Source organism: Streptomyces barringtoniae (genome assembly GCF_020819595.1).
In the GTDB taxonomy this organism is placed as follows: domain Bacteria; phylum Actinomycetota; class Actinomycetes; order Streptomycetales; family Streptomycetaceae; genus Streptomyces; species Streptomyces barringtoniae.
This window is the reverse complement of the sequence record NZ_JAJHNP010000008.1, coordinates 208068-231644: the sequence shown is the minus strand read 5'-3', so window position 1 is coordinate 231644 and position 23577 is coordinate 208068. Positions and strand designations below refer to the sequence as shown.

Annotated in this window: 16 protein-coding genes; 12 read left to right on the top strand and 4 right to left on the bottom strand. The window is 73.1% G+C overall.

The genetic code is table 11. The annotated features are described in order from the left end of the window. The first annotated feature begins 120 nt into the window (after positions 1-120). The 8 genes from LMU33_RS16655 (at position 121) to LMU33_RS16620 (ending at position 15454) form a co-directional block, all read left to right on the top strand. Positions 121-2274 carry a serine/threonine-protein kinase gene (locus LMU33_RS16655; protein ID WP_228621175.1) on the top strand — a complete coding sequence of 718 codons (2154 nt, stop codon included), beginning with the start codon at positions 121-123 and terminating at the stop codon, positions 2272-2274. A gap of 163 nt (positions 2275-2437) precedes the next feature. Beyond that, positions 2438-5335 (top strand): serine/threonine kinase C-terminal domain-containing protein, encoded by a 2898-nt coding sequence (locus LMU33_RS16650; protein ID WP_228621174.1) that lies wholly within the window; start codon positions 2438-2440, stop codon positions 5333-5335. A 149-nt stretch (positions 5336-5484) separates the two neighbouring features. After that, positions 5485-7227: a serine/threonine-protein kinase gene (locus LMU33_RS16645; RefSeq protein WP_228621173.1), complete on the top strand. Its 1743-nt coding sequence runs from the start codon at positions 5485-5487 to the stop codon at positions 7225-7227. 123 nt (positions 7228-7350) lie between these two features. Further along, positions 7351-9159 (top strand): serine/threonine-protein kinase, encoded by a 1809-nt coding sequence (locus tag LMU33_RS16640; protein ID WP_228621172.1) that lies wholly within the window; start codon positions 7351-7353, stop codon positions 9157-9159. A 79-nt stretch (positions 9160-9238) separates the two neighbouring features. Further along, complete coding sequence (locus LMU33_RS16635; protein WP_228621171.1) at positions 9239-10873, top strand: serine/threonine-protein kinase; 1635 nt, start codon at positions 9239-9241, stop codon at positions 10871-10873. A gap of 82 nt (positions 10874-10955) precedes the next feature. Then, complete coding sequence (locus tag LMU33_RS41415) at positions 10956-11870, top strand: serine/threonine-protein kinase (protein ID WP_283844151.1); 915 nt, start codon at positions 10956-10958, stop codon at positions 11868-11870. 136 nt (positions 11871-12006) lie between these two features. Then, positions 12007-13620 carry a succinic semialdehyde dehydrogenase gene (locus tag LMU33_RS16625; RefSeq protein ID WP_228621170.1) on the top strand — a complete coding sequence of 538 codons (1614 nt, stop codon included), beginning with the start codon at positions 12007-12009 and terminating at the stop codon, positions 13618-13620. 28 nt (positions 13621-13648) lie between these two features. After that, entirely contained in the window at positions 13649-15454 is a 1806-nt protein-coding gene (locus LMU33_RS16620; RefSeq protein WP_228621169.1) for a GMC family oxidoreductase N-terminal domain-containing protein, read from the top strand. A gap of 126 nt (positions 15455-15580) precedes the next feature. On the opposite strand, the gene LMU33_RS16615 is transcribed toward LMU33_RS16620, so the two are convergent. Next, positions 15581-16624 (bottom strand): LAETG motif-containing sortase-dependent surface protein, encoded by a 1044-nt coding sequence (locus LMU33_RS16615; protein WP_228621168.1) that lies wholly within the window; start codon positions 16622-16624, stop codon positions 15581-15583. Positions 16625-17256: 632 nt separating this feature from the next. Continuing rightward, positions 17257-17535, bottom strand: a complete 279-nt coding sequence (locus LMU33_RS16610) for a chorismate mutase (RefSeq protein ID WP_228621167.1) — start codon at positions 17533-17535, stop codon at positions 17257-17259. A gap of 320 nt (positions 17536-17855) precedes the next feature. Between LMU33_RS16610 and guaA the strand changes: the two genes are divergently transcribed. Next, entirely contained in the window at positions 17856-19436 is a 1581-nt protein-coding gene (gene guaA, locus LMU33_RS16605) for a glutamine-hydrolyzing GMP synthase (protein ID WP_228621166.1), read from the top strand. Between the two features lie 3 nt (positions 19437-19439). On the opposite strand, the gene LMU33_RS16600 is transcribed toward guaA, so the two are convergent. Continuing rightward, positions 19440-19913 carry a pyridoxamine 5'-phosphate oxidase family protein gene (locus tag LMU33_RS16600; RefSeq protein ID WP_228621165.1) on the bottom strand — a complete coding sequence of 158 codons (474 nt, stop codon included), beginning with the start codon at positions 19911-19913 and terminating at the stop codon, positions 19440-19442. 140 nt (positions 19914-20053) lie between these two features. Between LMU33_RS16600 and LMU33_RS16595 the strand changes: the two genes are divergently transcribed. Continuing rightward, on the top strand, positions 20054-20848 hold the full coding sequence (locus tag LMU33_RS16595; RefSeq protein WP_228621164.1) for a class II aldolase/adducin family protein: 795 nt from the start codon (positions 20054-20056) through the stop codon (positions 20846-20848). 31 nt (positions 20849-20879) lie between these two features. Here LMU33_RS16595 and LMU33_RS16590 read toward each other — a convergent pair whose 3' ends face one another. Next, positions 20880-21767: a DUF4429 domain-containing protein gene (locus LMU33_RS16590; RefSeq protein WP_228621163.1), complete on the bottom strand. Its 888-nt coding sequence runs from the start codon at positions 21765-21767 to the stop codon at positions 20880-20882. Between the two features lie 190 nt (positions 21768-21957). Here LMU33_RS16590 and LMU33_RS16585 point away from each other — a divergent pair, with 190 nt between their 5' ends. Both LMU33_RS16585 and LMU33_RS41410 read left to right on the top strand, forming a co-directional pair. Further along, entirely contained in the window at positions 21958-23238 is a 1281-nt protein-coding gene (locus LMU33_RS16585; protein WP_228621162.1) for a hypothetical protein, read from the top strand. A 22-nt stretch (positions 23239-23260) separates the two neighbouring features. Further along, complete coding sequence (locus tag LMU33_RS41410; protein WP_283844150.1) at positions 23261-23389, top strand: hypothetical protein; 129 nt, start codon at positions 23261-23263, stop codon at positions 23387-23389. Positions 23390-23577: the final 188 nt, after the last annotated feature.

Below are 23577 nucleotides of genomic sequence, written 5' to 3'. Positions count from 1 at the left end.
GCATTTCCCCGAAACCGGTGCACCGGATCCCGCCTGGGCCGAATGGCCCCCTGGGCGTCGGCCACTTGTCGAGTGAGAGACAATGGAGGCTCTGTCAGGGCGGGTTGTATGAGGGGACGCATGTCGGAGGCGGAGCGGGCGGGAACATCTCGTCAGGGGACTCGTCAGGACAAGAGCGAGCGTCGTCTCCTCGCCGGGCGGTACCGGCTGGGAGACGTGCTGGGCCGGGGCGGCATGGGCACGGTCTGGCGCGCCGAGGACGAGACCCTGGGCCGGACGGTGGCGGTCAAGGAGCTGCGGTTCCCGTCGAACATCGACGAGGAGGAGAAGCGGCGCCTGATCACGCGCACCCTGCGCGAGGCCAAGGCGATCGCCCGGATCCGCAACAACAGCGCGGTGACGGTCTACGACGTGGTCGACGAGGACGACCGGCCGTGGATCGTCATGGAGTTGGTGGAGGGCAAGTCCCTCGCCGAGGTCATCCGCGAGGACGGCCTGCTGGAGCCGAAGCGCGCCGCCGAGGTGGGGCTCGCCATCCTCGACGTGCTGCGCTCCGCGCACCGCGAGGGCATCCTGCACCGGGACGTGAAGCCGTCGAACGTGCTCATCGCCGAGGACGGCCGGGTCGTGCTCACCGACTTCGGTATCGCGCAGGTCGAGGGCGACCCGTCGATCACTTCCACCGGCATGCTCGTCGGCGCCCCCTCCTACATCTCGCCCGAGCGTGCCCGCGGCCACAAGCCGGGTCCGGCGGCCGACCTGTGGTCGCTGGGCGGCCTGCTGTACGCGGCGGTCGAGGGCGTGCCCCCGTACGACAAGGGCTCGGCGATCGCCACCCTCACCGCGGTGATGACCGAGTCCCTGGAGGAGCCCAAGAACGCGGGCCCGCTCAGGGACGTCATCTACGGCCTGCTCACCAAGGACCCGGCCAAGCGGCTCGACGACGCGGGCGCCCGGGCCATGCTCAACGCCGTGATCCACGCCGCCGAGCCGGAGCCGATGGACGCCACGCGCGTGGTGCCGCTGCCGCCGCAGCCGGGCCTGTCCGAGGGCAAGCGGGGCGAGGAGGCCGGGGAGAAGTTGCGCGGCGCGCTGCGTTCGGTCCGCAAGGCGGCCGGGGCGGCCGCGTCCGCACGGACGAAGAACGGCGGCGACACGACGGCGCCGGGCGCCGGTGAGGCCGCAGGTGCGGGCGGTGCCGCCGCGGGCGGGGCACGTCCTGCCGCCCAGGGCGGAACGCGGCCCACGCCTTCCTCCGGCGGAGCGCGGCCGACGCCGTCCTCCGGCGGAGGGCGCCCCGCGCCTTCCTCTCGTGGAGCGCGGCCCACTCCGTCCCCCGGCAGCACGCGCCCCGCGCCCTCCGGTGGGGCCGGCGCCGGATCCGCCGGGAGACAGGCGGGTCCTGCCGCCGGCGCCTCGGGTGCCGCCGGTGCGCCGAACTCCAGCGCGAGCAAGCCGAGTTCGGGCTGGCCCGTGATGCCGCCGCCGGACCTGGACCTGCCGCAGCGGCCGGTGCCGAGGGCGCCGCTGACCGACGTGGTGCCCAAGCGCACGCTGGTGATCATCGCCGTGGTGGTGGTCCTCGCGGTGCTCGGCACCGTCCTGGCCATCGTCCTGAGCGGCGGCGACAAGGACGGCAAGAGCAGCGGGGCCAGGGCGGCGGCGAGCGCGAGCGCGTCCACCAAGCAGGACAAGGGTGACAAGGGCACCGGCAGCGGGACCCGGGCAAACGGGGCGAGTCCGTCGTCCGGTGGCACCGGTGCCACCTCGGGCGCCGCCGTCGACGCGAGCGCGTCCACCGACGACTCCGGCAAGTCCGGTGCCAAGGACGCCGGGAGCGCGCCGGCGGTGACGACCCGCAAGGCCGGCCAGGGGTACTCGATCGGGCTGCCCAAGGGCTGGTCGTACAACTCGACCGACAGCGGGGGCGACCGCTACACCGGTCCTGACGGGCAGAAGCTGCTCATCGGCTGGACCGGCAGCCCCAAGAGCGACCCGGTGGCGGACTGGAGGAACCAGGAGCACGGGATGATGCGTTCCCAGTACCAGCGGATCCGCATCGAGAAGGTCGACTACCGCGGCTGGAACACGGCCGACTGGGAGTTCACGTACGTCGACGGCGGCACCGAGTACCGCACCATCGACCGGGGATTCGTGGTCAACGGCCATCTCGGTTACGGACTGATGTACACGGCGAAGGCCGCGAACTGGGACAGCCGGTTGCGCAAGGACACCTGGAAGACGCTCACCACGTCCTTCGAGCCCAAGTCGTAGGTGCTCGGCGCCGGTTTGGGGCGTGAGAATCCGTCATCCACTCAATGCGGGTTGCCTCCGGCACGTATCGTGAATGGTTGCGGACCGTACGCAGCCGGAAGTGTGTGCGAAACGGGTCGTGAGGCGAACGGAAGTGACCGACCGGGCGGCCGGGGGAGGCAACGTGGACGACTACGCGGGTCGGGTGCTCGCCGACCGCTACCGCCTGCCGTTGCCGCCCTCCGACGAGTACGAACTCACCGAGACCCGCGCCTTCGACACCTACAGCGGCCAGGAAGTGCTGGTCCGGCAGGTGCCGTTGCCCGAGGTCGTCGAGGCCGAGGTGCTCGATGCGGAGGGACTGCCCGAGGGCTTCACCGCGCGTGAGCGCGGGAACCGGCGGACGCCGGACGCCCGGACCGCGACCCGGCGGCCCGCCGACCCGGCGGTGCGGCGCGCCGTCGAGGCCGCGCAGGCCGCGGCCTCGATCCCCGACCATCCGCGCCTCGACCAGGTCTTCGACGTGTTCGCCGAGGGCGGGTCGCTGTGGATCGTCAGCGAGTTGGTGGGCGCGCGCCCGCTGGCCGCGCTGCTCGCCGAGCAGCCGCTGTCGCCGTACCGGGCGGCCGAGGTCGCCGCCGACGTGCTCATGGCGCTCCGGGTGCTGCACGCGCACGGCTGGGTGCACCGCAACATCACCGCCCGCACGGTGCTCGTCTGCGACGACGGCCGCGTGATGCTGACCGGCCTCGCCGTGGGCGCCGCGGAGGAGGCGTTGTGCGGGTACGACCCCGTCCCGGCCCAGGAGAGTTTCGAAGACGGCGGAGCGTGCGCGGACAGGACCGGTCGCGCCGGTTACGGGTCCGGAGGCCCGGATACGCCTCCGATCGCTGGGGGAGGGCGAGGTTCCTCCGTTGCGGGTGCCGGCGGCCGTGCCGGTGGTGAGCTCCAGGGCTCGTCCGGGCCCGGCAGTGTGCCGTCCGCGGATGTCGACCCCGAGGCGGCGCGCCGCGCCGCCATCCAGGCAAGGGCGGCCGGAGGGCTGCCGGCGCCGGGGGCGAACGGGGCGTCCGGCGGGACCGGTGCGCCCGGCCCGGCGGGGCAACGGCCCCTGGAGAACGGCGCGGACATCCGTGCCGCCCGCGCCGGGGCCATCGCCGCGTACCGCGCGGGTGCACGGGCTGCCGCCCGGGTGCAGGAGGCCCGGCAGAGCGGGCCCGCTGCCCTGCCCGGGGCCCGGCCGCCGGCCGAGGGCGACGCCGACGGCATGCCCCGGCCGCCGTACTCCGGCGGCCCGGGCACCACGACCCCGCCCGGACGGATCGCCGACCCCTACGGAGTACAGGGCGCCCCCTGGCACGGCGCCTCCCCCCGCCCCGGCGCCGGTGACACCTTCCGAGCCCTGAACGGCGGCCCGCAGCGCCCCGGGCTCCCCACGGCGGACCCCCAGGCCCCCGGTCACCAAGAGGGTCTGCCCTCCTATGGCCCGGGTCCGGTTCGTCAGGGCTCGCTGGTGCCGCCGGGCGCCTCCGGTTCCGCCCGCCCCGGCGTACCCCTGCCGTTGCAGGCTTCCGGCGCCGACCCCGCCACGGCCTCCGGGACCGGCCAGGGCCCCGGCCACCAAGAGGGCCTGCCCCCCTACGGCCCCGGAACGGCCCACCAAGGCGCGCTCCTCCACCCGCACGCCGCCGGACCGGCTCACCGCGGCCCGGACTCGTCGTCGTACGCCGACCCCGCCCACCACGGCCCGCCCCTCCCCTCGCACGCCACCGGCAGCGCCCCCGCCCACCCCCACTGGAACGACCCCGCTGCGGCCGGTGCCCGGCGTGGGCCGGGGAGTGCGTTGGCGGCCGAGCGGGCGCGGCAGGTGCGGATGACCGTGGTGGGGCCGGTGACCGAGCGGTGGGCGCCGGAGCAGGCCGGCCCCGTGCACGAGAACTGGCAGCTGGCGGCGCCGATCGGACCGGCCACCGACCTGTGGGCGCTGGGCGCGTTGTTGTTCCGGGCCGTGCAGGGACACGCGCCGTACCCGGAGGAGTCGACGGCCGAGCTGGTGCAGCTGGTGTGCGCCGAGCCGCCCGCCTTCGCCGAGGAGTGCGGCCCGCTCCGGCCGGTCGTGGAGTCGCTGCTGCGCCAGGACCCCACCGAGCGCCTGGACTTCGAGGAGCTGAACGGCTGGCTGCGCTCGCTGGTGCGGTCCGCGCCCGAGCCGGACGCCGGCACCCATGTCGTACCCGTGCCGCCCGCAGACCCGAGCCGGCTGCCGATCGTCCGGCGCCGCGGCGAGCTGGTGCGGCTGCGGCGACGGCGCGCCGGACTGCCCGAGGTCCATCCGCACGCCCGGCACAAGCGCGCCCGGGCCCCGGAGGAGGCCCGTTCGCCGCGCAGACTCGGCCGCACCCTCCTTCTGCTGATCCTGCTCCTGCTGGCCGGCGCGATCGCGTACGCGATGCTGTTCATGCCCAAACAGGGCGACAGCGGCGCCGCGGGCAGCCCGGACCGCACGGGCAGCGCCGGTCAGGCCGCTCCCGCGCCCTCGTCCACCCAGCGGCCCTCCTCGAAGCAGGGCGGCAGCCCCTCCGCGCCCGCCACCGAGACCCAGCCCCAGACCGGCGGCGATCCGACCGTCGCCGACGGCTTCGCCCTGCGCAAGGACCCCGAGGGCTTCGAGATCGCCGTGCCCAAGGGCTGGGACCGCACCCCCAAGAACGGCAGCGGCCAGGTGGTGTACGCGCACGGCGACTTCGAGCTGATCGTCGTACCCGGACGGGACGGCGCCTCGGGCTACGGCAGCGACCCGATGACCTACCAGCGTGACAAGGAGAGCGAGCTCCAGCCGTACCGCGCCTCCAGCTGGGCCACGGCCACCGGCCTGAGAACCATCGAGGTGGGCGGGCGGACCATGGCCGAGGGGCAGTTCACCTGGACCGACGGCCAGGGCCGCGACCTGTTCGTGCGCAACATGGCGATCCTGCTGAACGGCCGGTACCACATCATCCAGGTCCGCGGCCCGGAGTCCCAGCGCGACGCGGTGACACAGTTCTACGAGCAGGCCACGGCGACGTACCGCTACACCGGTTGAGCGCCCCGTATACCGGTTGACCGATCCCGGCCGATTCGGGCGGCGACAACCGTCACAGTGCTGTCACCTTGGTACCCCGCCGGTTCCCTGTTGCTCGACCGGTCCTTAGTCTGACCCTGTCAAGAGCATTGCGGGGCAACGTGAATCAGATGCAGGGCCTGCTCGTAGCGGGCCGCTACCGGCTCGCCGATTCCATCGGCAGCGGCGGCATGGGCCGGGTATGGCGCGCCCACGACGAGGTGCTGCACCGGACGGTCGCCGTCAAGGAGTTGACCGCCGCGCTCTACGTCTCCGACGGCGACCGGGCCGTGCTGCTCGCCCGCACCCGGGCCGAGGCCCGCGCCGCCGCGCGTATCAACCACTCCGCCGTCGTCACCGTGCACGACGTCCTGGAACACGACGGCCGCCCGTGGATCGTCATGGAGCTGGTCGAGGGCAACTCGCTGGCCGACGCGGTCAAGGAGCGGGGGCGGATGGAGCCCGGCGAGGCCGCCCGTATCGGGCTGTGGGTGCTGCGGGCGCTGCGCGCCGCGCACTCCGCCGGGGTGCTGCACCGGGACGTCAAGCCCGGCAACGTCCTCCTCGGCGCCGACGGCCGGGTCCTGCTCACCGACTTCGGCATCGCCCAGATCGAGGGCGACTCCACCATCACCCGCACCGGAGAGGTCGTCGGCTCGGTCGACTATCTCGCGCCCGAGCGGGTGCGCGGCCACGACCCGGGCCCGGCCTCGGACCTGTGGGCGCTCGGCGCCACGCTGTACACGGCGGTCGAGGGCCGTTCGCCGTTCCGCCGCACCTCACCGCTGAGCACCATGCAGGCGGTCGTGGAGGAGGAGGCCGACGAGCCGCGCCACTCCGGTGCGCTCGGTCCCGTCATAGCCGCCCTGCTGCGCAAGGAACCGGAGCGCCGGCCGAGCGCGGAGGAGGCGGAGCAGATGCTCGCCGAGGCGGCGGAGGGCCGCCGCCCGCACGCGGCACAGGCGTTCATCCCCACCCAGAGCTCGGGCCTGCACACCGGCGGCACGGGCACCCCGCCCCGACCGGGTTACGGCCCCACCGCCCACGCGTCCGGTTACGAGCCCGGCGGGACCGTCCCCGGTTACGAGCCCGCAGGAACCGCCTCCGGCCACGGCCCCGCCGCGCCGGGCGGCCCGGGCCGTTCCATGACCGGGCCGACGGCCGTGGCGCCCACGCCCCCGGGTCCGGCCCCCGTACGGCCCCGGCCCCGCCGCCGGCTGCGCACCCTCGTCCTGGTCGTCGCCGTCGCGGCGGTGCTCGGCGGTGGCGCGGCGGTGGCCTTCCAGGAGTGGGGCGGCGGCTCGGCGCAGAACGCCGGGTCGAGCGGCGGCGCGGGCCCGGCCACGCCCTCGCCCTCGGCGAGCGGCAGCGCCACGCGGGGCTCCGACGGCACCGTGCCCGCCAGCTGGGAGTCCTACCACGATCCGCTCGGTTTCAGCCTCTCCCTGCCCAAAGGCTGGAAGCGGACGGTGTACGAGCTCAGCGGCGGCCTCAAACAGATCGACTACAGCCCCGACGGCGGCTACCACTTCGTCCGCATCGCCATCAACAGCTCGCCCGACTTCGCCGACGCCCACCAGCACCAGGTGGATCTGGAACAGCAGTTGCAGCGACTGGTCGACTACAAGCGCGTGGCCTTGAAAGCGAACATCTACCGCGACCGCAACGGTTCGCTGTGGGAGTACACCTGGACCGCGCTGAAGAAGGACCCGCCGCACATCGCCGGTCCGCGCCACGCGATCGAGGAGACGTACTACTCGCGTTCCGGTACCGAGTACGCCATCTACATGTCCACGCCGGAACAGGACTGGGCGAAGACCAGCAAGCAGTTCAAGTGGGTGCTGCAGGGCTGGCAGGAGCCGCCCGCCGGCTGACGGCTGACGGCGGCCGGTGCCGCCGTACGACAGCTGATACGGCCGAAAATGGCTGGTCGATCGGCCCTGCTTGGCCGATCGGCGCCCCGGAGCGGGCGGGTCCGGTGAGGCATGATGGGGCTCATGGGGACCGAGGGCGCCGACTTCCGGGTGATCGCGGGCCGTTACCGTCTGGAGGCACGCATCGGGCGCGGCGGCATGGGCGTCGTGTGGCGGGCCGTGGACCAGGTGCTGGGCCGGCGTGTCGCGGTCAAGGAACTCCTCCCGGACGACTCCCTCTCCGAGGGCGACGCGCGGCGCCGCCGGGACCGTACGTTCCGTGAGGCACGGGCGGTCGCCCAGCTGCGGCATCCGCACATCATCGTCGTGCACGACGTGGTGGAGCAGGACGAACGTCCCTACCTCGTCATGGAGTTGGTCGACGGCGGCTCGCTCGCCGACCGCATCTCCCGGCAGGGCCCGGCCGACGCCGCCGAGGCCGCGCGGATCGGCATCGCCCTGCTCGGCGCGGTCCGCACCGCGCACGAGGCAGGCGTGCTGCACCGGGACATCAAGCCCGCGAACGTGCTGATCGAGTCCGGCACCGGCCGGGTCGTGCTGACCGACTTCGGTATCGCGCAGGTCGAGGGCGCCACCACGCTGACCGAGACCGGCTCCTTCGTCGGCTCGCCCGAATACACCGCGCCGGAACGGATGGCGGGGCTGCGCACCGGCCCGGAGTCCGACCTGTGGTCGCTGGGCGCGCTGCTGTGCACGCTGCTCAGCGGCGAGTCGCCGTTCCGGCGCGACTCGCTCGGCGGCATCCTGCACGCCGTGGTCGCCGCCGAGATCCGGCCGCCCGCCGAGGCCGAGCCGCTGCTGCCGGTCGTACGGGGGCTGCTGGAGCGTGACCCCGACCGGCGGCTCGGCGCGGCCGAGGCCGAGCAGATGCTGCGGACGTTCCTGGAGACGGGCCGGACCCCGGAGGCACCGGACCCGTCCTCCGGCCCCACCGCCACCGGCCGCGCGCACCGGATCACCGGCGGCTGGACCACGAGGCCCGGTGCGACGGGGAGTCGTACGGCGAAGTCGGGTGCGCCGGGGGGTCGTACCACCAAGCCCGGTACGGCGGGGAGTCCGGCGCCGGAGGCCGCGGCGCCGTACTCGCCGACCCAGCCGGACCTCCCGCACAGCGGCCCGCAGCCGCCCGCCGCGGCCGGGTCGGCGGCGGAGCCCCGGGCCCGCTCGTCCGCCACGCGCGGGGTGCTGGTCGCATCCCTGCTGGTCGCCGCGCTGGCCGGGGCAGGCGTGTCGGCGGCACTGCTGCTGCACCGGGACGGGGGCGGGGGCGGCGGCAGCCCGGGCGGTACGGCGACCTCCCCGGCGACCGGGACCGGTAGGGGCGCGACCTCCTCGCGGACCGCACCCCCGGCACCCACCGCCTCCGGCCCGGCGGCCACCGCGACAAGCCCCTCGGCCACCGACTCGGGCTCGGCGGGCCCGCGCACCGCGCCCTCCGGTTACCGCACGGCCCGGGACCCGGCCGGCTTCTCCCTCGCCGTACCGGAGGACTTCACCCGCAGCCCGCAGGGCGAGCGCGTCTTCTACCTCTCGCCCGGCGGCACCTTCCGGCTCGGCGTCAAGGCGGCCGATCCCCAACCGGGCGGCCCGCAGGCCGTGATGGCCCGGTCCGCTGCCAAGGGCCCCTCCACCAACCCCGGTTACCACGACGGCCGGGTCACCCCCACCGAGCACGACGGACACCCGGCGGCGCTCTGGGAGTTCACCTGGAACGGCTTCAGCGCCGCGGAGGGCCCGCGCCACACCTACGACCTGTGCTGGGAGGAGGCCGGGCGGATGTACGACGTGTGGGTGTCGGCGCCGGTCGGCAAGGTGCGGGAGGCCCGGGAGTACTTCGACGTGGCGGTCGACACCTTCCGGGCGGGGTCCTGAACGGCCGCTCGGTCACGGGTCTGTGACCGGTTCGGCTTCCCGGTGGCTGTGGGGGCCGGTGGCGCGATATGGATGACGCATGAGCAGTGACGGGGGAGTCGGTCACGGCACCGACGACACGACGAGTTTTGTTCTGCAACCGCCGCATCCGCATCCGCAGCCGCAGCCGCAGCCGCAGCCACGGCCGGACGCACAGTCGCACCCCATCCCGGCTCAGCAGCAGGATCCCGGCGCCGGGCGGTTGGTCGCCGGCCGGTACCGGCTGCTCGGCAAGCTGGGCCATGGCGGGATGGGCACCGTGTGGCGGGCCCAGGACGAGACGGTGGACCGGGAGGTCGCCGTCAAGGAGCCGCGCGTACCGGACCACCTTCCCGAACGGGAACGCGCCAACGCCTTCGAGCGCATGCGCCGCGAGGCCCGCGCGGCGGCCCGTCTCGACCACCCGGCGGTGGTGAACGTCCACGACGTCGCGGTCGTCGAGGGACGGCCCTGGATCGTGATGGAGCTGGTGCGCGGCCGCGCCCTCGGCGACGTCCTGCGCGAGGGCACGCTGGACGCGCGCGAGGCCGCCCGGATCGGCCTGCAGGTGCTCGGCGCGCTCCAGGCGGCGCACGCGGCGGGCGTCCTGCACCGGGACGTCAAGCCCGACAACGTCCTGCTCGGCCGGCACGACCGGGTGGTCCTCACGGACTTCGGGATCGCGCAGATCGAGGGCGACACGCGGCTCACGGACACCGGCGGCTTCGTCGGCTCGCCCGAGTACATCGCGCCGGAGCGGGTGCTGGGGCAGCGGCCCGGCCCGGCGAGCGATCTGTGGTCCCTGGGCGTGCTGCTCTACACGGCCACCGAGGGCGTCTCGCCGTTCCGCCGCAGCAACACCCCGGCCACCCTCCAGTCGGTCCTCAACTCCACCCCGGCCCCTCCCGCGTCCGCCTCCGGCCCGCTGGCCGAGGTCATCAACGGGCTGCTCCACAAGGACCCGGCGCACCGGCCCCAGGCGGACCGGGTACGGGCGCTGCTTCAGGAGGCGGCCAGGCCCCCGGCGCCGCCGGTGCCCACCCAGCCCGTCCAGGTGGTCGCCCCCGCCCAGGTCAGGCGCCTCGGCCGCAAGGCGTGGCTCGGTGCGGGCGCGGGGCTGGTCGTGGCGGCGGTGGCGGCGTACCTGGTCCTGGCCGATCCCTTCGCGGGCCCGCTGCCCGGCGGCTGGGCCGAGCGCCCGGTCCCCAAGCTCGGCGCCACGCTCGCCGCCCCGGCGGACTACCAGGTGATCATGCCCGGCAAGGACGACCAGGACCAGAACCGGGTGACGTACGAGGACTGGAGCGGCGGCGTCTGGATCACGCTGGAGCTGGCGAAGAAGTCGCAGGACTCCCTGGGCGAGATCAAGAACACCGCGCGGTCCCAGATGTACGCCGACGACGAGAAGTTCCGCGGCGAGGGCGACTACTCCCTCGACATGCCCGGCGGTGCGAAGACCCACCCGGACGACACCGCGACGTACCACGGCAAGGAGGCCGCGAAGAACACCGTCGTCTTCAAGACCAACGACGGCGCGCACCCCAGCCCGCGCGAACTCCAGATCTTCTACTACCGCACGAGCGGCGGCGACCTGTACAAGCTCACCGTCGGCTACCCGAACAAGGGCGACTTCACCGCCCGCGGCCGGGACGTGGCCAGGGCGGCGATCGCGAACCTGGACATCAAGAAGCTCTGACTCCCGGGTGCCGCGACGCGCCCTGGCCGCTTCGCTGTGCCCCGCTTCGACAAGGGCATGGTGCGCACGGTACTCATGTGACATGACTGGAGACGGCGAACTCCCGCCCGACGCACGTCTGATCGGCGGCCGGTACCGGCTGGCCGGACGCCTCGGAGCCGGGCCCACCGGAACCGTCTGGCGGGCCCTGGACGAGCAGCGGCCGGGCCGCCCGGTCGCCGTGAAGGAGCCGCTGCTGCCCGGCGATCCGGCCGACGACGAGGACAGCCGCCGTATCGCCCACCGGCTCTACCGGGAGGCCCGCGCCGCGGCCCGGGTGCGCCATCCCTCGGCCGTCACGGTGTACGACGTCGTCACCGAGGGCCATGTCCCCTGGATCGTCATGGAGTTGGTGGCGGGCGAGTCGCTGCAGGAGGCCCTGCGGCGCGGCCCCGTCCCGCCTGCCGAGGCCGCCAGGATCGGGCTCGCCGTCCTCGGCGCCCTGCGCGCCGCGCATGCCGTCGGCATTGTGCACCGGGACGTCAAACCCGCCAACGTCCTGCTGGAGTCAGGCACCGGGCGGGTGGTCGTCACCGACTTCGGGACCGGTGACGGACATCCCGCGCACGCGCCCGCCGGTTTCGTCGCCCCCGAGCGCGCCGCGGGCCCCGGCGCCGGCCCGGCCTCCGACCTGTGGTCCCTGGGCGCCCTGCTCCGCGCCGCCCTCGCGGACACGGACCCCGGCCCGCTGGGCCCCCTGCTGGAGCGGCTGCACGCCGACGAGCCGGCGGCCCGCCCGGGCGCGGAGGAGGTCACGGCGGCCCTGCGGGACCTCCTCGGGCTCACGCCCGTACCGGACACGGCACCCGAAGTACCCGATGCACGCAAAGTCTCCGAAGCGACCGGAGCCCCCGAAGCCGCACCCGAGCCCCCGTCGCCCCCGCCCTCCGACCGCCCTCGCCGCACCCCGAGGACCGCGCTGGGGCTGCTTCTCGCGAAAAAAGCGGGACTCGGTTGATCCTTCCGTCCGCCACCGTGTCAACGCCCTGATCAGCACATTCACTGCCAGTGATCACTGGCAGTGTGTGAGCACTCGGTGAATGCCCGTTACCGACGGGTACACAAAGCCTGCGCCGCGGCATACCCTGCGCGTCATGACGGACACGCAGGCCCCGGACAGCACCGGCACCAACCCGCTCGCGCCCGCCCCCGAGGGCGCCCGCACCGCCGCCGACGTGGTCACCCCGGAACTGGTGGCCCAGCTCACCAAGGGCGTCGCCGGCTCCGGCCGCACCGCCAACCACACCCCGTTCACCGGCGAGAAGCTGGCCGACCTGCCCGAGTCCACCCCCGAGGACGTACGCACGGCCTTCGAGGCCGCCCGGGCCGCACAGGCGGTGTGGGAGAAGACCCCCGTACGGCAGCGGGCCGCCGTCCTCCTGCGCTTCCACGACCTGGTGCTCGAGCGGCAGGCCGAGGTGCTCGACCTGATCCAGCTGGAGACCGGCAAGGCCCGGCTGCACGCGCACGAGGAGGTGCAGGCCGTCGCCGTCGCGGCCCGCCACTACGGCCGCAAGGCCCCCGCCTACCTGCGGCCCAAGCGGCACACCGGCGCCGTCCCCACGCTCACGAAGGTCACCGAACTGCGCCACCCGCGCGGCGTCGTCGGCCAGATCGCCCCCTGGAACTACCCCCTGGAGCTGTCCGTCGGCGACGCGCTGCCCGCGTTCGTCGCCGGCAACGCGGTCGTGATGAAGCCGGACACCGAGACCTGCCTCACCGCGCTGTGGGCGCGTGACCTGCTCATCGAGGCCGGGCTGCCCGAGGGCGTCTTCCAAGTCGTGCTCGGCGAGGGCCCGGTCGTCGGCCCGGAGGTCGTCCGGCACGCCGACTACGTCTCCTTCACCGGCTCCACCCGCACCGGCCGTGAGGTCGCCCAGGGCGCCGCCGCCCGCCTCGTCGGCGTGTCCCTCGAGCTCGGCGGCAAGAACGCCATGCTGGTGCTGGACGACGCCGACATCGAGAAGGCCGCCGCCGGCGCCGTACGCGCCTGCTTCTCCTCCGCCGGACAGCTCTGCATCTCCATCGAGCGGCTGTACGTCCACGAGTCGGTCGCCGACGCCTTCCTGGAGCGCTTCGCCGCCCGCACGAAGGCCATGCGGCTCGGCAACTCCCTCGCCTACGGCGCCGACATGGGCTCGCTGGTCGGCGAGCGCCAGCTGAAGACCGTCGAGCGGCACGTGGAGGAGGCCGTCGCCAAGGGCGCCAAGCTGATCGCGGGCGGCAGGGCCCGCCCCGACATCGGCCCCTACTTCTTCGAGCCGACCATCCTCGACGGCGTCGAGGACTCCATGGCCGTGTGCGAGGAGGAGACCTTCGGCCCGGTCGTCTCGGTCTACCGGTTCAAGAGCGACGACGAGGTGATCGAGCGCGCCAACGCCACGCCGTACGGCCTGAACTCCTCCGTCTGGACGAAGAGCGCCGCGCGCGGCCGGGACGTCGCCGCCCGCCTGCGCACCGGCACGGTCAACGTCAACGAGGGCTACGCGCCCGCCTACGGCAGCGTGCAGTCCCCGATGGGCGGCATGAAGGACTCCGGCCTCGGCCGCCGCCACGGCTCCGAGGGCATCCTCAAGTACACCGAGGCCCAGACGGTGGCCCAGCAGCGGTTGCTGCCGATGGCTCCCTCGCTGGGCATGACGGACGAGGGGTACGCCCGGTTCATGAGCACGAGCCTCCGGCTGATGAAGGCATTCCGGTTCCGCTAGAAACACCCGTTCTCGACGAGGAGAGCACGTGTCGCAGGAGAAGTCTGTCCAGACCCGGGACGAGGACGGGTACGACTACGACGTCATCGTGGTCGGATCGGGGTTCGGCGGTTCGGTGTCCGCCCTCCGCCTGACGGAGAAGGGATACCGGGTCGGTGTGCTCGAAGCCGGCCGCCGCTTCACCCGGGACTCCCTGCCGAAGAACTCCTGGGACCTCAAGAACTACCTCTGGGCCCCCAAGCTCGGCATGTTCGGCATCCAGCGCATCCATCTGCTGGGCAATGTCATGGTGCTGGCCGGCGCGGGCGTCGGCGGCGGCTCGCTCAACTACGCCAACACCCTCTACGTACCGCCGAAGGCCTTCTTCGAGGACCCCCAGTGGCGGCACATCACCGACTGGCAGGAGGAGTTGAAGCCGTACTACGACCAGGCCCAGCGCATGCTCGGCGTACGGCTCAACCCGACCATGACCCCCTCCGACGTGCACTTGAAGGCGGCGGCGCAGCGGATGGGCGTCGGCGACACCTTCCACCTCGCCCCGGTCGGCGTGTTCTTCGGCGACGGCAAGGACGCGGACGGGAAGGCGAAGGCGCGGGCCGGCGAGCAGGTGGACGACCCGTACTTCGGCGGCGCCGGTCCCTCCCGCAACGCCTGCACCGAGTGCGGCGAGTGCATGACCGGCTGCCGGCACGGTGCGAAGAACACCCTGAACGAGAACTACCTCCACCTCGCCGAGAAGGCGGGCGCGGTGGTCCACCCCATGACGACGGTCGTGTCCGTCACGGACGACTCACGGGGCGGGTACGCGGTGGCGACCCTGCCGACGGACCGGAAGAAGAAGGGCGAGGGCCGGCTCTTCACCGCGCGCCGGGTCGTCCTCGCGGCCGGCACCTACGGCACGCAGACCCTGCTGCACCGGATGAAGGCCGGCGGCCAGCTGCCGTATCTCTCCGCCCGGCTCGGCGAGCTGACCCGCACCAACTCCGAGGCGCTGGTGGGCGCGCAGACCGACAACCGCCGCTACCGCAGGGCGACCGGCGAGGACAGGGCCGACTTCACGCGGGGCGTCGCGATCACGTCCTCGATCCACCCCGACGAGAACACCCACATCGAGCCGGTCCGCTACGGCAAGGGCTCCAACTCGATGGGCGGCCTGTCGATCCTCCAGGTGCCCTACGCCGAGGGCTCCTCGCGCGCGCTGGCCTGGCTTGCGAACGCGGCCCGGCATCCACTGCTGGTCCTGCGCTCGCTCTCCAACCGGCGCTGGTCCGAGCGGACCATCATCGGCCTGGTCATGCAGTCGCTGGACAACTCCCTGACGACGTACCTGAAGCCGGGCGGCGTAGGAAAGGGCCTGCTCACCGCCCGCCAGGGTCACGGTGCCCCCAACCCCAAGCAGATCAAGGCCGCCACGGAGGCCGCCTCCGCGCTCGCCGCCGAGATCAACGGCTTCGCGGGCAGCAACGTCGGCGAGCTGATGGGCACCCCGCTCACCGCGCACTTCCTCGGCGGCTGCCCCATCGGCGACTCCCCGGAGACCGGCGTGATCGACCCCTACCACCGCCTCTACGGCCACCCGGGCATCTCGGTCGTGGACGGCGCCGCGGTCTCGGCGAACCTGGGAGTGAACCCGTCGCTGACGATCACCGCGCAGGCCGAGCGCGCGATGTCCTTCTGGCCGAACCGGGGCGAGGACGATGCGCGTCCGGCGCAGGGCGCTGCGTACGAGCGGCTGAAGCCGGTGGAGCCGCAGGCCCCGGCGGTACCCGCGGAGGCGTTCGGCGCGCTGCGCCTGCCGTTCCTGGGGATGCCGGCGGTACCGCCGAAGAAGTAGTGCGGGCATGCCGAAGGGGCCTGCGCCCCCCTCCTGGCGCAGGCCCCTTCGGTCGTACGAGCGTGCTTGCGCGGCGGTGCCGCTGGTGTGGCGGCGTCGCCTACATCGCCTACACGGCGGCGTCGCCTACGCGGCGGTGCCCGAACCGGCGCCCTTGCGGCGGCGGACGGCGAACACAGCTCCGGCGCCGACGACGACGGCGACACCGCCGACGAGACCGATGGTCGGCAGCATGGAGCTGGAACCGGTCTCGGCGAGCGAGCCGGTGACGTCCTGGGTGTTGGTCTTGCTCGGCTTCTGCGCGGGAACCGGGACCTGGCCGCCCTCCTGGGGCTTCGTCCCGCCGGTGTCGGTGCCGGCCTTGACGATCTTGATCAGGTAGCTGGCCTGGTCCGCGCCGATGCAGTTCTCCTCGTCGTCGAAGTACATGCCGCCACCGATGGTGAGGCCCTCCCCGACGGGCGCGTTGGCCTTGACGTTCAGCCGGAGCTGGTAGTCGACCGTCTGTCCGGCCTTGATGTCGGCGAGGTCGAGGTAGCCGTTGGAGTGGCCGGCGCCGTCCTCGACGTCGTACCAGGCTCCGTCGTACTTCACCTGGAGCTGGACCTGGCTGGTCTTGAACGCGTACTGGGCGTTGGGGTCGCTCGGGCCGACACCGGCGTAGAAGATGACGTCCTTGAGGTTGCTCGACGTCGGGTTCTTGACGCTGAGCGTGAAGGGGTGCCAGCCGCTGCCCACGGCGATCTCGCCGGGCAGGCCGCCGAGCGAGGCGTGGATCTTCGACTTGTAGGTGGCGTCGTCCTCCTCGCAGATCCCGGACGGCGTGCTCGGCTCGTCGCTGGGCTCGGCGCTCTCGCTGGGGCTGGAGGACGCGGACGCGGAGGCGGAGGCGGATGCCGACTCGGAGGCGGATGCGGAGGCGGACGCGGACGTGCTGGCGCTCGCCGACCCGGAGGCGGACGGGCTGTCCGACGACGGGGCGGCGGACGAGCTCTGGTCGGCGGCCGGGCTGGTGCTCGGGTCGGCCGCGGGAGACGTCTCGGTCGCGGCCGGGCTGCTGACGGAGCTGCTCGGGGACTCGTCGGCGAACGCGGCCGGGGCGGAGACCAGTGCGAGCGGCGCGAGGGCAGCCGTCGCGGCCGCGGTCATCATGGCGCGGCGAAGCTTCATTGAGGACCTCTTGTGGGGCTCGCGTGCTGCCGCGCGGCAGCACGTGGTCGGAGGCCTCCGTGTGTGGGGCACGGTCGTGGCCGTTGGTTTGCGTAGGTGAGACCCGTGACCTGTGAGGAGGGTTGTGCGTCCCCCGACGCGCGGGAGCTGTGAAGTGAGTCACATTCCCCGGGTATGTCGAAGGGCCCCGCGGGACGGAGAGGCCGCGGGGCCCTTCTTCTGGTCAGCACCGACGTCAGGGCAGCGCCGGTGCCTGGGGCGGCGCCGGGGGGCTGCGCCGCTGGTTCACGGTCCCGGCCTCGGGTCGTGCTTCGGCGAGCCGAGGCGGCCGGAGTGCAGCAATGCCATTGACTGCGCGGGGACTTGGGGCAGTTCGTATGTGGTTTTCCGCCGGTCGGCCCCGGGCGTCCCCGGAGCCGACCGTTCTCTTGGGTGACCGGGCTGCTGTCCCCTGCCGTCCGGTCACTTCCTGGAGCGAGGTCCCACGGCGTACGGCACGACCCGTACGCCTCATCGCTCCAGCGAGCCACGCGTGGTTCTGTCGGGCCCGCCCCTGGCTGGCACGGACACCCCGCTCAACGAAGCGCCGCGCGAGCCGGTCACGCGCCGTACGGGTGAGACGGCGTTCGCACTCAGATACGACCCCGGCACAGTTCGAGCAGGGTCATGGCGAGGCCGGTGCCCGGCTTGCCGAGGGCCTCGCGGTAGCGGCCGAGGATCTCCATCTCCCGGGAGAGGTGCACCCGGCGTCCGCCGGAGGCGATGCGGGTCTGCTGGACGACGGCGGAGACGGCCATCCGCTCCTGGATGAGACCGATGATCCGGTCGTCGAGCACGTCGATGCGCTCACGGGCGTCGGCGATGGTCTCCTCCGGGGTGGTGGTGGTCTCTTCCGGGGTGGTGGTGGTCATGTAGGGGCTCCTGGTGAGGTGACCGGACGCCCCGGACCGGCAGGACCCGAAAACGACAGACGCCCCGGGCCTTGTCGGCCCGGGGCGCCTGGGAAGTCGCTTGGCGTTGCGCTCAAGCAGCACGACCGTGGCAGCCGGCGGGCCGGATGCCATAGGTAAAGAGGAAGGTCGAGTGCACGAGCATGGCGCCAGTATGCCACGCCCCTGACACACACGGTGTCCAGGCGCGGAGCCTCCGGTGGCGGGAGCTGTCCCACCGGCACCCCGTTAGAATCGGTACTACCAGACCCCCGCCCCACCGCCGGAAGGCAAGGCACCCCGTGTCATCAGCGACCCCCGCTGCCGCCACCCCCGACACCGTCCTGGTCGTCGACTTCGGCGCGCAGTACGCCCAGCTCATCGCCCGTCGCGTCCGCGAGGCCCGGGTCTACAGCGAGATCGTGCCGAGCACCATGCCGGTGAAGGAGATGCTCGCCAAGAACCCCGCGGCGATCATCCTCTCCGGCGGCCCGTCCTCCGTGTACGAGGCGGGTGCCCCCCGCCTCGACCGCGGGATCTTCGAGGCCGGCGTCCCCGTCTTCGGCATGTGCTACGGCTTCCAGCTGATGGCGCAGTCCCTCGGCGGCACCGTGGACAACACCGGCGCCCGCGAGTACGGCCGTACCGACCTGCACGTCTCCAGGACGTCCTCCACCCTCTTCGAGGGCACCCCGGACGAGCAGCACGTGTGGATGTCGCACGGCGACGCCTGCTCCGCCGCCCCCGAGGGCTTCACGGTCACCGCGTCCACGGACGTCGTCCCGGTCGCCGCGTTCGAGAACGACGAGAAGAAGCTCTACGGCGTCCAGTACCACCCCGAGGTCATGCACTCCACGCACGGCCAGCAGGTGCTGGAGCACTTCCTGTACCGCGGCGCGGGCCTCAAGCCGAACTGGACGACCGGCAACGTGATCGAGGAGCAGGTCTCCGCGATCCGCGAGCAGGTCGGCGACAAGCGCGCCATCTGCGGCCTGTCCGGCGGCGTGGACTCCGCCGTCGCCGCCGCGCTCGTCGCGCGCGCCATCGGCGACCAGCTGACCTGCGTGTACGTCGACCATGGGCTGATGCGCAAGGGCGAGACCGAGCAGGTCGAGAAGGACTTCGTGGCCGCGACCGGCGTCAAGCTGGTCGTCGTGGACGCCGAGGAGCGCTTCCTGACCGCGCTCAAGGGCGTCTCCGACCCCGAGGAGAAGCGCAAGATCATCGGCCGTGAGTTCATCCGCGTCTTCGAGCAGGCGCAGGCCGACATCATCGCCGACGAGGGCCCGGCCGTGGAGTTCCTGGTCCAGGGCACCCTCTACCCGGACGTGGTCGAGTCCGGCGGCGGCACCGGCACCGCCAACATCAAGTCGCACCACAACGTCGGCGGCCTCCCCGAGGACCTCGAGTTCCAGCTGGTCGAGCCGCTGCGCAAGCTGTTCAAGGACGAGGTCCGCATGGTCGGCCAGGAGCTCGGCCTGCCGGACGAGATCGTCCAGCGCCAGCCGTTCCCCGGCCCGGGACTCGGCATCCGCATCGTCGGCGAAGTGACGAAGGAGCGTCTGGACCTCCTCCGCGATGCCGACGCCATCGCCCGCGAGGAGCTGACCGCGGCCGGCCTCGACCGTGACATCTGGCAGTGCCCGGTGGTGCTGCTCGCGGACGTCCGTTCCGTCGGCGTCCAGGGCGACGGCCGCACCTACGGCCACCCGATCGTGCTGCGCCCGGTGTCCTCCGAGGACGCCATGACCGCCGACTGGTCCCGGCTGCCGTACGACGTCCTGGCCCGCATCTCGACCCGGATCACCAACGAGGTCCGGGACGTCAACCGGGTCGTCCTCGACATCACCTCGAAGCCGCCGGGCACCATCGAGTGGGAGTAGGCCCTAGGTGCGCTTGAGCGTGCGCAAGGGCATACCGGGCTTCCAGACCTGGACGACGAGGTACGTCTCGTCCTCGACGTAGGTCCGCACGACCTCCGTCAGCTCGGTACGGAAGAGGTGGAACGGCTCCGGCGGTTCCACCTCTTTCGCGTAACCGGACTTCCGCTCGCCCTCGACCTCGTACGCCCGCCCCGCGATCCGGACGTCTCCGCCGCCCGTCCCCGTGCCCTCGCCCGGGTTCGCCTGCAGCGCGAAGCGGGGATCGCGCCGCAGGTCGAGGGCCTTCAGCGAGCCCGCCATCATGCCGAGCCACAGCTCGCCGCCGCGGAAGTCGGCCTCCAGAGCGGAGGTGCGCGGCGAGCCGTCCTTGCGCAGGGTGGCGAGGACGTGATGGCGGAAGGCGCCGAAACGCTCCTCGACGAGACGCGCCGGCCCGGGTTCGGCGGCGGCGAAGCCCGCCCAGTTCACAGATGTCATGCGCGCCAGTCTCACCGGCAAACCCGACATCCTCTGTCCTGTATCCGTCGCGTACGTCATCTTTACAAAACAGCTCTGCCCTTTTGCGCTGACCGGCGGTAACTTCCGGCGCGTACGGCAATCCCAGTGCTGGAGGACCTATGCACGGGCCCACCCCGCCCCTGCCGCTGCCCACCGATCAGCTGCGCTTCGCCATGCCGCCGATGTTCGACTCGGTGGAGGACGAGCGCCGGCACCGGAAGGAGCGGCTCGCCGGTGCGCTGCGGATCTTCGGGCGGGCCGGGCTCGAGGACGGGGTCTCGGGGCACATCACCGCCCGCGACCCGGAGTTCACCGACTGCTTCTGGGTCAACCCCTTCGGGATGCCGTTCAAGCACGTCACCGTCAGCGATCTCGTCCTCGCCAACCAGGACGGGCAGGTCGTCGAGGGCCGCTACCACGTCAACCAGGCCGCCTTCACCGTGCACGCCCAGGTCCACGCCGCCCGCCCGGACGTCGTCGCCGTCGCCCACTGCCACTCCGTGTACGGCCGTGCCCTCGCCGCGCTCGGCGAGCTGATCGACCCCATCACCCAGGAGAGCTGCGCCTTCTACGAGGACGTGGCGCTCTACGACGCCTACACCGGCGTCACCGTCGACGTCGAGGAAGGCCGCCGGATCGCCGGGGCCCTCGGCTCCCGCAAGGCGCTCGTGCTGCGCAACCACGGACTGCTCACCGTCGGCGACTCGGTGGACGCCGCCGCCTGGTGGTTCCTGTCCATGGAGCGTTCCTGCCAGGTGCAGCTGACGGCGAAGGCGGCCGGACGCCCGGTCCTCATCGACCACAAGCCGGCCGTCGCCACCCGCGAGCAGCTCGGCGGCGACCTGGTGGCCTGGATCAACTACCAGCCCCTGTGGCAGGACATCAGCCGCAGCGAGCCGGACCTGCTCAGCTGACGCGAAGCCCCGGCGGGCAGGCCGGGCCCGCTCAGCCGAAGCCTCTGAGCACTGCGGCCTTGGTCATCGCGAACTCCTCGTCCGTGAGCACCCCGTCCCGGTGCAGCTCCCCCAACTCCCGCAGCCGGCGCAGCAGCACGTCGTGGTGGTCGGCCCGCTCCGGTACGGCCGAGCGCTGCCGGTCCCGGCCGCCGTAGGCGCCGCCCGTGCGGGTGGAGGGATGCGGCAGCCGGGCGGTGACGGCCGTCGCGACCAGCGCGGTCAGCAGATCGCGCCGCACGCTGCCCCACAGGTCCAGGGTGTACGGGTCCCGCTCGGGCGGCAGCTTGGAGAACACCGTCTCCGGGGTCACGAACCGCAGGAAGCCGTCCTCGTACCCGGAGTTGGGCAGCCACTCCACCTGCACCAGGTCGCCGAGGGCGATGATCCGCGGGCCGGTCGCGCGCTTGACCCGGTCGGAGGTGTCGGCCCAGTCGATGCGCACCTGTGTGCCGTCGAAGGACACCGTGCCGTCGGAGGACCGCACGGACACCGGCACCGGCGGACCCGGCAGCAGATAGGCGGCCGTGGGTTCCTTGGGGATCCGGTCGAGGAGCAGGGCGTGCCGGATCTCCTCGGCGACGTACTCCGCGACGCCGCCGCGGTCCGCGTCCACCGTCAGCCGGTAGGGGTCGGCCGGGTCCGGCAGCCGCCCGCCCGTCGCCTGCAACAACGGGTCGGCGCCCTCGCGCAGCCGCATCCGCAGCCGGCCACGCCTGCGCTCGGGCTCCCAGACCACCTCCGAGACCGCCTCCAGCGGCACGGAGATCTCCCCGTACGTCTGCCGGAACAGCGGAACGCAGCGATGCAGTCCGGGGGTGATCCGGATCGTGCTGCCGTCGAAGGCCCAGGTCCCGTCCCGCTGGATGATCTCGGCCATACGGAAATTCTCGCAGCCGGGTCAACACGGCGGCCCGTACTTCACCCGCCGTGACCCGGTCCGAGGACCCCGGACGGCCCGGCGTAGGGCACAATTCGCTTTCGACGCAGGGCAGTTGCGCGGCGGCGAGTCCTTCCACCGAGGGCCCGTCCGCCGTGCCGGAAGGTCGTGGGGAAGGCGGGCGCCGGTCGTGGCGGTGCAGGAGGCGAGACAGGGCACGGGTGCCGAGGGGATCCACGAGGGCAGCTGCACCTGCGGGGACTGCCCGCACGGCGCCCGGGAGGGGCACCGGCGGGCCGTCGCCGCGTTCCTGCGCCGACGGGACGAGTTCGCGGCCGGGCAGGGTCTGCCGGCGGCCGTGGCGCACTCGGCCTCGGCGTCCCGCCAGTGGGTCTCCGAGGAGCTGACCCAGCGGGCGGAGGCCGTCGCCGCACGCGGCCGTGCCGAGGGCGAGGCCTGGCTCGCCCGCCTGTGGCTGCGCACGGTGTGCGTCGTGTGGGGCGCGGTGGTCGCGCTGCTGCTCGGTGAGGCGCTCACCGCGGTCGGCGCGGGCTGGACCGGCGCCCGCACCGCGGCCCTGGCCGCCGCGCTCGCCGTCGCCGGTGTGCTCAGCGCCGCCTCCTTGCTGCACCGGGCGCGCGGCGGGGCGCTGGCCCCGGTGATCGGCGAGGACAACCGGATGTCCACCTCCCGTACGGTCGCCACCTGCTGGGTGCTGTTCGTCGGCTACGCCGTCCTGCTGCTGGCCGTCCGCCTGGCAGCCGCCTCCGACCACGCCGAACGCGACGCCCTGATCTCCGGCCTCGACCTCGCGCGCGGCGCGGGCGTGGTGACCGTCCTCGCCGTGGTGTGCGGCATCGCCGTGCTGGTCCGCCGGGTCGTGGGTCTGCGCATCCTGGCGCAGCGGCTGCAGAAGGTGCCGGCGCACCGGCCGCGCGCAGCCGACCTGCTCACCGACGACTCCGGGCGGGGCGCCTTCACCGACATCCAGTACGTCGCCATCAGTGCCGTCGCCCTGCTGTTCGCCGCCGTGCGGCTGGCCCGCCGCCCCGACCAGCTGCCCGACCTGCCCTGGGGGCTGGGCGTGGTGGTGCTGATCTCGGCTCTGACCTACCTGGCCGGCAAGTACACCGAGGGCGGCCGTCCGGTCGTCCTCTCCGTGGTCCGCGCCCGTGAACCCGGCGACCTGGACGGGCCGATCCGTACCGGCGACGACATCGAGATCCGTGGCGCCGGTTTCGTGCCGCCCGGCGCCCACAGTGCCGACCGGCTCTCCCGCATGGTGGTCCGCATCGGCAGCGTCGACGTGCACGTCCCGCTGGTCCCCGTCACCGGCGGCTTCAGCAACCCCACCGACAGCGCCCTGACCGTGCCCGTACCGGCCGAGGTCGAGCCCGGCGCGGTGGAGGTGCAGGTGGTCACCGCGGCCGGGGTGGCGACCAACCGCTGTATCGTCCAGGTCACCGAGTGAGCGGCGGGGGAGCGGCCGGCCGGTGAGCGGCAGAGTCCTGGCGGTGATACCGGCCGCTCCGCACCGGCAGCCGCCGCCGGACGCCGGGAAGCGCCCCGCAGCCCCAGTCCTCCTGGAGCTGCTCTCCGGCTCCTCCACCCCCGAGTGGTAGCGGCACCTGCTCGACGCGTACGACGAGCACGGCCACGGCCTGCCCAGCCTCAACATCACCACCCCCTCCTGGCCCGCATCCGGACAAGATCCGACGGCCCTCTCCGGCCTCTTCCCACGAGGTGCCGAAATCCGGAAAAACATCCGGGTTGGGATTGAACTGCGCCCTCTTGCCGTACGTATGGTCAA

Excerpts from the sequence above, each read along its gene's own strand:
- LMU33_RS16640 (WP_228621172.1), top strand. The coding sequence starts at position 7,351 with ATGGGGACCGAGGGCGCCGACTTCCGGGTGATCGCGGGCCGTTACCGT.
- LMU33_RS16655 (WP_228621175.1), top strand. The coding sequence starts at position 121 with ATGTCGGAGGCGGAGCGGGCGGGAACATCTCGTCAGGGGACTCGTCAG.
- LMU33_RS16645 (WP_228621173.1), top strand. The coding sequence starts at position 5,485 with ATGCAGGGCCTGCTCGTAGCGGGCCGCTACCGGCTCGCCGATTCCATC.
- LMU33_RS16625 (WP_228621170.1), top strand. The coding sequence starts at position 12,007 with ATGACGGACACGCAGGCCCCGGACAGCACCGGCACCAACCCGCTCGCG.
- LMU33_RS16610 (WP_228621167.1), bottom strand. The coding sequence starts at position 17,535 with ATGACCACCACCACCCCGGAAGAGACCACCACCACCCCGGAGGAGACC.
- LMU33_RS16590 (WP_228621163.1), bottom strand. The coding sequence starts at position 21,767 with ATGGCCGAGATCATCCAGCGGGACGGGACCTGGGCCTTCGACGGCAGC.
- LMU33_RS16600 (WP_228621165.1), bottom strand. The coding sequence starts at position 19,913 with ATGACATCTGTGAACTGGGCGGGCTTCGCCGCCGCCGAACCCGGGCCG.
- LMU33_RS16615 (WP_228621168.1), bottom strand. The coding sequence starts at position 16,624 with ATGAAGCTTCGCCGCGCCATGATGACCGCGGCCGCGACGGCTGCCCTC.
- LMU33_RS41415 (WP_283844151.1), top strand. The coding sequence starts at position 10,956 with ATGACTGGAGACGGCGAACTCCCGCCCGACGCACGTCTGATCGGCGGC.
- LMU33_RS16595 (WP_228621164.1), top strand. The coding sequence starts at position 20,054 with ATGCACGGGCCCACCCCGCCCCTGCCGCTGCCCACCGATCAGCTGCGC.
- LMU33_RS16635 (WP_228621171.1), top strand. The coding sequence starts at position 9,239 with ATGAGCAGTGACGGGGGAGTCGGTCACGGCACCGACGACACGACGAGT.